Annotated in this window: 9 protein-coding genes; all 9 read right to left on the bottom strand. The window is 32.2% G+C overall.

Annotated features, from left to right (window positions below; genetic code table 11):
• Positions 1-32: 32 nt before the first annotated feature.
• Positions 33-350, bottom strand: coding sequence for a helix-turn-helix domain-containing protein (locus IR022_RS14420; protein WP_194204246.1), 318 nt, complete (start codon positions 348-350; stop codon positions 33-35).
• Positions 351-462: 112 nt separating this feature from the next.
• Positions 463-786: an RteC domain-containing protein gene (locus IR022_RS14415; protein WP_317174078.1), complete on the bottom strand. Its 324-nt coding sequence runs from the start codon at positions 784-786 to the stop codon at positions 463-465.
• 10 nt (positions 787-796) lie between these two features.
• Positions 797-1,099, bottom strand: coding sequence for a hypothetical protein (locus tag IR022_RS14410; protein ID WP_194204245.1), 303 nt, complete (start codon positions 1,097-1,099; stop codon positions 797-799).
• 763 nt (positions 1,100-1,862) lie between these two features.
• Positions 1,863-2,351 carry a hypothetical protein gene (locus IR022_RS14405; RefSeq protein WP_194204244.1) on the bottom strand — a complete coding sequence of 163 codons (489 nt, stop codon included), beginning with the start codon at positions 2,349-2,351 and terminating at the stop codon, positions 1,863-1,865.
• A 531-nt stretch (positions 2,352-2,882) separates the two neighbouring features.
• A complete protein-coding gene (locus tag IR022_RS14400; protein ID WP_194204243.1) occupies positions 2,883-4,070 on the bottom strand; it encodes a hypothetical protein in 1,188 nt (395 codons plus the stop codon).
• Between the two features lie 2,470 nt (positions 4,071-6,540).
• Entirely contained in the window at positions 6,541-7,380 is an 840-nt protein-coding gene (locus tag IR022_RS14395) for a hypothetical protein (protein ID WP_194204242.1), read from the bottom strand.
• A gap of 338 nt (positions 7,381-7,718) precedes the next feature.
• Entirely contained in the window at positions 7,719-8,705 is a 987-nt protein-coding gene (locus tag IR022_RS14390; RefSeq protein ID WP_194204241.1) for a helix-turn-helix domain-containing protein, read from the bottom strand.
• Positions 8,706-9,381: 676 nt separating this feature from the next.
• Complete coding sequence (locus IR022_RS14385) at positions 9,382-9,921, bottom strand: phosphohydrolase (RefSeq protein ID WP_194204240.1); 540 nt, start codon at positions 9,919-9,921, stop codon at positions 9,382-9,384.
• 510 nt (positions 9,922-10,431) lie between these two features.
• Entirely contained in the window at positions 10,432-11,571 is a 1,140-nt protein-coding gene (locus IR022_RS14380; protein WP_194204239.1) for a hypothetical protein, read from the bottom strand.
• Positions 11,572-11,926 lie beyond the last annotated feature (355 nt).

The raw sequence follows: 11,926 nt of genomic DNA, 5'->3' as shown, positions 1-11,926 counted from the left end.
TGACCGTAGAAGAATTCTGCGGTCATCTTCATTTATTCTTTTTCTTCCGTTTTTTCATCAGTGTTATCTCTAAAATGATCACGAATAAATTTTTCTACATTTTTCTCTGTGTAAAATATCTTGTGATGGATGGTTATATAGGTCAGTTCGCCCGCCGAGCGGTAACGCTGTAATGTCCGTTTACTTACGTTCAGCATTTGGCACAAGTCTTGATTGTCCAAAAGCCGTTCGCCATTCAGTACGTTATGTCGTCCGCTCATTATATCCATAAATTTATCCAATCGGTCAAAACGTCCCATGAATTGTTCAAACCATGCCTTCATCCAATTCCTCAAATCATTATTTTCCATGTCATATCGCGTTTGCTTATTTTAAATTCTTTTGCAAGTTTAGTAGAAACAGAAAACAAAAAAGTGGTATCTACCACCGTAAGTACCACCATTTAATTTGTAGCACTCTGATTTACCGATACATCTTTTCAACTTCGTTCTTATACAACGCAAGCATTCGTTCCAGCAACGGCGAAGTGTTCTTTTTACGCTCCATCGCGCGGGCCTTGCGGCTGTAAATATTTTTAGGTATTTTGATACCGAAGATGATTTTCAACACGCGGACGATTTCGGCATAGGTAATCAGTTCGCCCGATGATTTTCGGATCAGTTTGATGTTATAAATAGCAATCGCTAGCTCTATCAGGTCGGTAATGGTTCCCTCCCAGATATAATTGGCGGCAGATGGTTCGGATTCAGGATCAGGGTTAGGCTCCGTTTCGGAGGCTGGTGCCACAGGTTCAGGGTTACATTCTGCCCATTGCAGGGCTACAGACAGGTACGACAGGCAGCGGGTAATACAATACAGGATTGGGACATTTTTCCCCCGTCCCCTCATCGTTTAATAAAATTTGAAATCCTTCCAATTCCAGACGGGTGTAATGCATTGTAAAATAAGCAGGCACATTCCCCCGGTCTGAGGTGCAAATTAATGTCACCGTGCGCACGAAGTCGTTGTACAAAAGAGCAATGTCAGGCTCATCGGGATTAAAAGCTCCGTTCATCTTCTCCAGATGGCTAAATAATTTTGTGTCAATCAGTCTTTCCATAACTTTCTTTTTTGGGGTTAATATTAAGAATAAATAAAGGTTGCCAGCCTTTTTATTTTTTCTATCATTCTGTCATGTCGGGGAACGAAACAACTCTTTTCTCAAGAGATTTTTAACTCCGTCGATTTTCAATTCACTTCGTTCAAAACGACAAAGAGAATCTTTATAGCATAAATCCATTAAATTGGAAAAGTCTGGATAACTTCAATAAGTTTTATTGTTAAAATGATGGAATATACTCAATTTTTAGAGCAATATCTACTACATCAGTAATAGGAATTTCTTTATGAGATATAATTATTCCCCCAGCCGAGCACCAAAAAAAAGTAAACATTTAAAAATAAACACCTTATCCCTTTACTGTTTTATGCTATATACAAATAATCAATGAGGAGATTATGACTTGGCAAATAAAGCCCACTTTATAATTACGGGGGCTATACTTAAAAATACCTTTATAGTAAAGGGAAGTCATACTAGGTGGGTTTACTCCCAAGGTATATTCCTGATAATTCAATCCTATGACTACAATCTCATCTATAATTCGCAGCCATAAGACTTCATTAATCAGCCGTCCAATATAATAAACATCCAAAATATCTCCTCGACAAGTCATTTTTTGTATGAATCATTATTCCATTATAATATCACACCCTTACATATCCCATTATCACACTACCTGTTATTTGTGGTAATACAAGAATACAAAGATGAATCGAAGGACAGACGCACTCCTCCAATATTAAGTGTTGCTGCTCTTATATCATATATTTGCATCCATGTAAAAAGGTGGACGAACATGTATTACGGTAACAACTCTGGCACTCAGCAACCATTTACCCTCAGTTATTGTTATAGGCAGGTAACTAATGGTACTCCAGCCTACTCCCAATAATAGACCTTCGGAAACAGACCGTTCTAGAATTTTAAGTATAAAGTCAGAATCCCAATATCCCAGCCCAGTTCCATCAGTGGTAAAGATACTTCCTGAGCTTTGAGTCCCATCATTAATCCGGATATTTCCCCTCAAATCCAAAGCTGCCGTAGGATTGGTGGTTCCGATACCCAACCATCCATCTTTGTTTACAATTACATCATCGCTATCGTTGATTGGCGGTGATAATGTTCCATTGGTATTCATTCTAGGATCAATATGAAAGACCCTAAATGGGTTTGTCGTATTTATTCCCACCTGAGTGTGGGATCCCTCAATTGATAAAATACTTGTTAATAATAAAATAATCCTTTTCACGTTTTTTTTATTTTCATTTGGTTAGCTTAGTTAGTTACTTCTCTATATATGCATTCTTGAATTATGTTAATGGATCAAGATCATAAAAGCAATAGCATAAAATCACGATACACTATTATATATGATAGAATTTGACTGTTTAATCTGAACAGATAATATATATATGAAAGAATGTATTTTAGATGAAAATTCAACATCTATTATATCCATTATAAGATTTAACAGATCACAAAAAGAGAGTTTTTTTTCATATTCGACACTCAATAAAATGCATAACAAAAATCTATAGATAATATAAGTACACGAAAAGGTATTGGCTAATTTTTTATTAGCATTATTCCCTCCATATTAACAAAAAAATAGTATCATGTATCACTACATAATACTATTAAATATAGCTATACCAAGAGAAAATATTATATCCCCAAGATAAACGACAATAAGTTATAGTCTATCCATTCTCTGATCAATATGAAATATCCAATAATAAAATAGCATCTGAAAAAATATAACATTTTTTCCTTTAAACAATTATGGAGCCGTAATTTGATCAATCTTAAGATAAACTTTCATTTGAGATGCATTAGATGTATTTTGTCCAGCTGGACTACCAGCCATAACACTCAAAATATAAGCAGTCTTAGTACTCGTTGAGGTATCTATCCATGAATAATACCGAAACTCAGGTCCATTGTTAGAAGCTTGATAAATTCCTTCATTAGCCCAATTTACCCGAGTATTAGTTGGTCCCTGAGTAGCCCATGTATTGGCTGAGCCTCCCCCCCATTCTAGAGATGGTGCTGTCAATGTATTACCTGACCCATGTATTGTTCCTCCACCATAAGACCCTAACATATTCCACATTATAGTTGTTGGAGAACTCGAATTATTTCGAATCTGAATATCTGTATATTGAACTTGTCTGGTATTATTGGTAGCGGTACCAGCAGATGGATTTGAATGTAATAAGAAAGCTCTTAATGAATATTTTCCATCTGGAGTATTAATCATTACATAAAACCCTTTTGTACCATTAGGATCCGTTCCAAAAACCATATATTCCATTACGGCAATACTTGAAATGTCTGCATTGATTTGTTCCCCAACTGTTACATCACAACTCAATATTGTACCTCCTGGTCCCGGAAAAGTTATCGGAAAAGTTGCTCCTATAGGAGAACTAGCATCCGGAGTACCTGTTATGTTATAGGTCAAATAACCGCCCCCCTCTTCCAATTTACCAGACTGCAATACGATAGTCATTCCAGAATTCCATGTCGAGGTCGCAGAAATAGGTGTACCAGCTCCATATTTTCGTCCATTTCCTCCTCTGTATGGAACACGGACTATTCCTGAATAGGGAATGCCAGCCTTAAATGAACCTCCTTCCAAAATAGCCGAAGCACATTGAAGTTCCGATATCTCAGGAACACCACCAAGTGTACCTTCATAGCTTTTCCATGCCAATCCATCCCAATAATACAGCCCTCCAGCAAATGTTGATCCTATATTAAATACCATAAGTCCAAGGGCTTGACCTGGGATACCATCAAGATCTAAAGTTTCTGAAGTTAGATCTACACGTGGAAGTAACATACCCTTGTTCCCCGAACTTATATCTAAAATTGAAGATTCGTCTGGAGATGTTGTGTTTATACCAACCTGAGACCAAACACTTAAACTTAGAGAGGATAACATTAACAATAATAATTTTTTCATTTCTATTAGTATATTAGTAATTCATTTTCTATTAACAAGTGGAGATATTATGGACAGATATTCAGCTGTTATCATTACAATAGTAATGATCGAGAAACACATTATTATATTTAATTTAAACAACTTATATCATATATAAATAAACTCATTCTAGATGAATATCAGACACATGTTTATGTTTATCTCAAATTTAATTTATCACAAGAAGAGTTTCTTTTAATATTAAATACTATATAAAAGAGCTATATGAATTTCCATATCCAACATATGCAAAAAAAAGAAGAATTATGACTTTTCTGTTGCATTTAGAGTTACGACCTGTCTTAACAAAAAAATAGTATCATGTATCACTACATAATACTATTAAATATAGCTGCACTGGAGGGAAATATTTAATAAAATACCCCAAGATAAAAACGACAACAATTTAGGGTAAATTACACATGAAGATATCCCAGAACAGCTAAAGAATATATATTAATGACCAAAACAAAATTTTATAAATTAAAAAATACGATTAGTGTATTAATACTCTGCAAATATCCGATCTGATTTCAACAATGCTTCGATCTGATCAATATTAGCTTCATTTAAATGTGAAAAATCGACCTCTTCAATACAAACTAATAAATTCTTAGATTGAAAACAATGTTACTTCCATATCATCAAAGCCTTCTCAAGTCTTACCCCCGAAATATTACCAATATCTAAGGTTTCTGAAATTAGGTCTACACGATCTACACGGAGAAGCGTTATATCTCTACTTCCCAAAGTTACATCAGAAATAGAGGATTCATTCAGATTTGTTATATTTGCATCAACTTGTGCGCAAACACTCAGTGTTATAGAATAAATTATACATGATATTTTTTATTAGTTCATTTTTCATCATTAGTAAGTAGAGATATTATTAACACGTTTCAAATGTTATCAAAAACTAGCAACAACGGAGAAAAGCATAATAATATATCTCTTTTATATTCAAAAAAACTAGAGTTTGATAAATCAAATCTAAAAAAACAGTAGCATGTAATCACTACGTACTACTACTTGATATAGCATAATTTTATTATATATGAAAATTATAAAAATAAAGTTGTAAACAACAAACATTCCACATTTTAATATAGTACCTAGTATCATCATGCATGAATAATAGTAATAAAAGGAAAATCTTTCCCATCAATCAAAAATGTATCTATACAAAGGAAAGCATTGAATATAAGATTAAAGATGCTATTTATGTCTAAAGCCAAATTAATATATCACAATAAGAGACTCTTTATAAGATTAAGCACTCAGAAAAAGAGACAGACTAAACTTTAGAATGCATATATAAAAAAGAAAAGTATTATGAGAAACCCTTCTTCATTATTCTCTCTATCTTGATTTTTAGTTATAGAACTAAGATAAAACCATAAGTAAAGCTTTACATAATTGCGGCAAGAAAATAGTTATAGTCATAGGTTCGCAACCACTGAATAAGTACAGATAGAAATAAGATATCATTATCATACTCTTATATCTCCACTAATTGATCATCAATAAAGAATCCTAACACACATCTTTCATACAATATAGAAGGTTTTTGTTATTCTTTCTGTTTATTCAGATAATGACTTATGAGAAATTCAATTTAAACACTTTTACGTTTAATTACTCCGAAATAAACTAATCCCCCAAAAAAGAGCGATACACTCTATTACAACCTTATCAAGCTATCTATATAGCTAAATAATATTACGATACCTCCTTCTTACTGCTATTTCTTTCAAAAATATTATTTTCAATCCGCCAAGAAAAGAAGTTCCATAAAATATAATTTCACTAAAAATTAAATTACTTTTTTTATCTGTCTCCTTTACTTACTTTTATATAAAGTATTGGAGACAGATAAAAAGTAAAAACATAACCTAAACATCTAAAATTAATATAAACCAAAACTGTCTTTAATATTATTTCATACTTTATCGAGATAAGTAAACTAAAGTGTTTAATTCAACATTTTTCAATTATAACTATATTTCATTAAAGTCAGCTCAATCAATTTATAGTTCTATTTTACGATAACGCAATACTTTCACTTACAGGAAGAGCCGTACCAACCCCTAAGACTGCTATTTATATCGAATGTAGCTTGAGGATTCGGTATTAATACCTACAATATAGCCACCTATAGATACATGACGGATAAAATAAAAAAATGTTTTCATAAAATCCTATTAATTTAATTAATAACAATCAAAAAGATGCATAATTCTACAAATACACAGTTTAGAGCCCAAATAATTCTAGTAAAAGAACTCTTTCAAAACCAAACATATCTAAAATCGAATAAAACGTATGGTTAACTCGATTACTCTGAAGTAAATTTAAAATATTATATGTAGAAAAAATAACAATAGAATTTATTCTTTATTTTTTCGCCCGCATTATTTTACAATACTTTCTAAAATCAAAATCCAATAAATCATTCCAAGACACAACGAACCGACAAAGCACTTGATTGGATATAATTATTATCAGGAAATACATTATTACTGTTAAAATAAAGAAAACGTCCAGTCCCATCTTCTATTGAAGAAGACCAGTAAAACCCATAATTCCCCAAATTTGTCAAATATCCATCTTTTTTATACCGATAGCCCGAAGCTGGAAAAAAAACAGCGCCATAATTATACCCCATATTGAAAAGATCACTTCCATCATCCTGTATTGGCATTTGGAAACCAAAAACTCCTTGCGCCTTAGAGTCAACTAATAAATCAAATTCTTTACTCGTAGGCATACGCCATTTCTTTAAAGGAGAACCAGGAGCCAACCCCTGCTCAGTCAGATAACGACAAATATCTCCAATACCCAGAGAGGGCTCATGAACAATTTCTAAGTAAGAATAATCACGCATGTTTTTTTCATAAGGAAGTGTAGGAGCAACGACCAACACATCATTTATTCTAGGAATAGAATCCCACGCCACGCCCCCAATCTGAATTCCTCCAGTAGGAGGATAGAGAGAACTGGTATTAATATTATAAGTTTCACTAGAGGAGATTCCCCATAAACTACCCCATTGGAAATAAACTCCTTGATAGTCCGCATGAGAAACAACACCAATATCATCAAATGTCAAATTACTTCCATTCCAATAAATATTACTTCCAGCCCATCCCCGATGAGGAGCAGGAAAACCAACTGATGATACAGTAGATTCCTTTGATTCTAGAGGAAAAATAGCATTCAATGAATTCACTTGAAAACCTATCACGAGTAAAAATATACTCAAACTAAAGAAACATATACCTTTAAACATTAGTAAAATATTTTTTATACATAACTATTTATAAAAAATCAACTCAGGGGAGTCTCTTAAGATGTATAATCACTACACATTTTAAGAAGATAATAGAAAAAGTAAAGTTGGTATTATTAAATAATTGATAAAATATCAATGTAATCTCCCCCGTTTGATAATCCTATTCTAATATTTTAGAATAACTTCATTTAATAATAAATTTATATATGTTTAAAACCACTCTAAAGGACCAACTGGCTACCCATTACCTTAAATTAAGTACATTAAATCTCCTATTATATAGAAAAAAGATCTTATATTTTTTTCTTGAAAAATCGCCAAATTCCTCCATCATATTATTTCTTCCACAAAAGATCTATATCTATTTTAGATATAATCTCTCGTTGCCAATTTAAGAACTCTGAACGTTGTATCTCTCCACTTTGAGTGATAAGTGTTGAGTATTTTTTTAGAGAATCAAGCCACTTCTTATGCGCGAAAGATGCCTGAGGATTAGAAATACTTATCGGTACTGAAAAATAAGACCAAAGCTGAGAACAAGCCTCATCGTCATATTCAAAATATGAGCCATTCGACTCAATATTCAAATGAGAAAGATAAATTAAGACTTCTGATCCTTCTTGAGTCACCCCTTTTCGAGTCATTTCTTCCACCATATCTACGCATTCATATAATTCAGACTGTATAACTCGTAACTCAGATTCACTAATCAAATTCCTCTTATAAAAATAATTAGCATCCATAACGATTGACAATATAACATTCTTATCTAGAAGAATCTTCAGTTTTTTCACTTTCTGAAAGTTATACTTTAATTCCTTTTGTAAGTTGAATATTTCCTGTGGTATACTGAAATCTGAATAGTAAAAATTTAGAGGAACATTTTCAACCTGATGTACCCATTTGTAGTAACGGAATTTAGTAATATTTGGAAATGTAAGAGAAAAAATCATAGGAAAATGATTACCAGCCAATATAACTTTTGAATTATTTGCATGACGAACCTTATGTAAAATATCTATAATCTCTAACATAACCTCCTTTAATTGAAGAATCGAATTCGTAGATTCACATTCACGTAAATTAAAAAATACTCGCCTATTGTTACTACCTTGTCCGACAATCTCATCCAATGAAATATTGAAATATAGTGCAATTTTGAATATCTCCTCAAATGTAAAGGGAATTTCATTTCTGATTCTTCGATAAGTAGATTCCTTAGCTAAATCAAGCAAATCCATTAAAAAAGAAACCACACTTTTGCCCGCTGGCATATGTTTACGCACATTATTGACGACTATTTCATTTAGTCTTTTTTTCATATCTAATTTTCACTCCTCTCCTCTTACAAATAACAAAAAAGACAAATTAAGCCATCTCAATGTCGAGTGTAAGAATATCAATAATTTCAATATTATTAAAAACTATTAACGATTAATTATTTCGATACAAAAGAAAGAATAGTTAAGAACGTAATCTTCAATAATTATGATATTAACATATATATATGTGTCAATATTGCCACAATAACAAGAATACAATAACCCTAAATTGACACATATTTAAAACAAAAGAGAAACAAACTCACCATTTAGACTTATTATGATACACCCATCATTTATATCCTCAGAAAAATACACACAAATCTATTTTTATCAAAAAAAAATTAGATTTATAGACCAAGTAAGTTCACACAATTATACTTTTAATAAAAAAGAATATAGTATACCCAATTTAATCAATTCGACTTACACTATTTTAGATACAACCAAGAGTTTTCTTACTACTTACTAGATATTATCCATCATAAAATACACATATATATTTACCCAATAGTTTATAGAATAGTATATTTTTGAAAAACATTAAATAGAATTATCTAGTGTTTGTAAATGTGTAAAATGTGTGTGTGTAAAAAAGCGATAGGAAAATTCCTATCGCTTTTTAATATCTGCTTATATTGGAGCAAATCCTATTTTCATTCTCTAAGCTATACTCTCAGATGATCATCAGATGTTGAAATATATCCTTAAATTCAGTTTCTACAATATCGAATTGAACAAACTTAAAATCTGGATTGGTGATCAAGTCTTCGGAGAAAGGCACAACCTCAACTTTCATAAAATGTAAGAATTCATGGTATAACATCAAATCGTCAATCAACTTTATCTCATTTATCTCTTTGTCAGTCAAAGGTTCTTCTATAAAAATCGAATAAATAAGTTCTAATAGATGAGCCTCTGTTTTTATATAGAATTCCAGATGTTTTTTTAAAGGTCTAGTAATATCTGACATATACGCCTCTCCTGCATCATGAAGGAGACAAGCAATAGCTACTTTTTTCCCATAATTGCGTGCAATGGCTTCTTTGCAACAGGCAATGGAGTGTTGAGCTACTGAATAAAATTCCGGAAAATGACCATTAGCCCTAGTCAGCAATGATAATGCATGAGCAATATCTTCAATTTTTATATCATTTTTATTGGGGGATATCGGAGAGAATAAAATTCCCGAGAACATCCTTATTGAGTTCACCATGTTTTTTGATTATATATTTGATAATAAATACCTGTTAAAACAATTAGAATCAGAGTAGCCAACGATATCAATAGTTGGTGTTAATAGAAATCTTCAGCTTTATTATAAACTTATATTAGGATTTCTATTTTAGGATTATGAATAAAATTCAGAAATAATATAAAATCGACACTTCTATATTGAATTTATGCAAGAATCAACTTTATTTATATATTACTTTGAACCCATAATACAGGCAGTAAATTCCTTACCTAGCTTCACGGCATTACATATAATCTATCCTATTCTGGCTATGAGAACAACAATCGATACACTGAATACAAGGCTTTTAATAAACTTGAAATAAATACAATAAGAAACAATTCAATTAATTCAGCTTAACTTCAATAAGTTAAAACTCTAATATTAAATTATATATCATACAAAATAGCCGTATACAGTTATTAAACTATATACGGCTAGCTAGTGATTTAATCTAAATATCTCAAACTTATCATTTCCCTACAACTATTAATACTCTGAAGCTAGAATACCATAGTGATTGTTAGGAGCCTGCTGAAGTAAAAGGAATTTTATTTCGTAAATCTTTCCTGTAACAGGATCTGTCAACTTTATCTCATTTTGTTCACCGGTAGTCGCACTAACACCCCCAATACCAAAACTTACCCAAGAAGTAATATCGTTAGCCGGCATTGTTACTGAAGTCATATCATAACTTGAAGTGGTAGTTGTATTTGCAAGAGTAGGCTTTTCATCCCAAACCTGGTATATAAGAGCGGTAAGGCTAGTTGACGTTGCAAGAGGGACCCTCATCCCTATTTGTGGACCTGAAGCATCCATTGAAAATCTATACGGACCGATTTCTACATAATGTCCTAAATCTGGTGCTACTCCCAATGGCGTAGTGTATAATATTTTCTTTACAGAAACTCCCTCTGTAGCAGTATATGGTTGTAACAAAGTCCAAATAGGTGCTAATTCTGTTCCCGAATTATAATAAATCGCATTCTGAGTCAAACCCGAGCTTAAGGCTGTGTTGAAAACTTGCAAGCCTGTGGCCGGACTAGGAATAGTGATAGCATCATCTATCGAATTGAGAGCGACCCTTGGCATAAGGAATCCTTTGTTTGTAGCATTCAAATCCAAAGATGCAGAAGAATGAGGGGATGAAGTTTCTATACCTACATTTCCAGATGCAGAAACAATCATACGCCCTGTCGCATTTGTTTTAAAGACCAAATCTGTATTATCTGTTGTTCCCAAAAAATTCGTACTAGGTGATGTTCCCGCATTTCCGGTAAGTGTCCAATCATTGGTACTACCACCTGATGTACTGGTAAACGGTTGCCATAAAACTCCGTCAAAATAATAATATCCTATTTTATCTATATTAGCTGTTTTTGGGGTAATTGTTCCCGAAACATCTGTCACATAAACAATAGTACCTGTTTGATCGGTAGTATATTTTGCATCTTTTGCTATAACTTCGCTTCGTTTCAATCGGGGGGCAATTATCCCTTCGGCTGTCGTATTATCTGTTTTTGTAGCTACAACATCTATTGTAGCCATGGGGTTTTCGGTGTTCACTCCTACTTGAGCCTGTGCTCTACAAACTAAAAGCATCAATGCCATTAAGACCAATATTCTCATAATTATTTAGTGTTTTTATTTATTGCAAAATAAAGGATTAAACATATAATATATAAATACTATTTATGACAAATCACAATCAAGATCTGTCATAAATAGTATTTTTTTTATCTTCTAACACGATAAAAATGAAAAGATAAAGAGTAAATTCGGTTTAAATAATATATTTTAATCATATCAAAACAAAATCCTATTTTCTATTATCAAATATGATACAAGCATATACAAATCTTAATCACAGACAAGGAACTAACCACCACAGACAACTTCAGACAAAAACAAGTTCCTAATAAGCATATTACGTGATCTATATCAAAATAAGAAAATATTTTTTAGCTGTATGAGATATTACCTT

It is taken from the genome of Dysgonomonas sp. GY617, from assembly GCF_015233815.1.
Lineage (GTDB): Bacteria > Bacteroidota > Bacteroidia > Bacteroidales > Dysgonomonadaceae > Dysgonomonas_A.
The sequence above is the reverse complement of the archived record's forward strand: the minus strand, read 5'-3'. Positions and strand labels throughout refer to the sequence as shown.

What these genes read in the sequence shown, in the direction of transcription:
- IR022_RS14420 (WP_194204246.1), bottom strand. Translation starts at nt 350, where the DNA reads ATGGAAAATAATGATTTGAGGAATTGGATGAAGGCATGGTTTGAACAA.
- IR022_RS14410 (WP_194204245.1), bottom strand. Translation starts at nt 1,099, where the DNA reads ATGGAAAGACTGATTGACACAAAATTATTTAGCCATCTGGAGAAGATG.
- IR022_RS14400 (WP_194204243.1), bottom strand. Translation starts at nt 4,070, where the DNA reads ATGAAAAAATTATTATTGTTAATGTTATCCTCTCTAAGTTTAAGTGTT.
- IR022_RS14395 (WP_194204242.1), bottom strand. Translation starts at nt 7,380, where the DNA reads ATGTTTAAAGGTATATGTTTCTTTAGTTTGAGTATATTTTTACTCGTG.
- IR022_RS14390 (WP_194204241.1), bottom strand. Translation starts at nt 8,705, where the DNA reads ATGAAAAAAAGACTAAATGAAATAGTCGTCAATAATGTGCGTAAACAT.
- IR022_RS14385 (WP_194204240.1), bottom strand. Translation starts at nt 9,921, where the DNA reads ATGGTGAACTCAATAAGGATGTTCTCGGGAATTTTATTCTCTCCGATA.
- IR022_RS14380 (WP_194204239.1), bottom strand. Translation starts at nt 11,571, where the DNA reads ATGAGAATATTGGTCTTAATGGCATTGATGCTTTTAGTTTGTAGAGCA.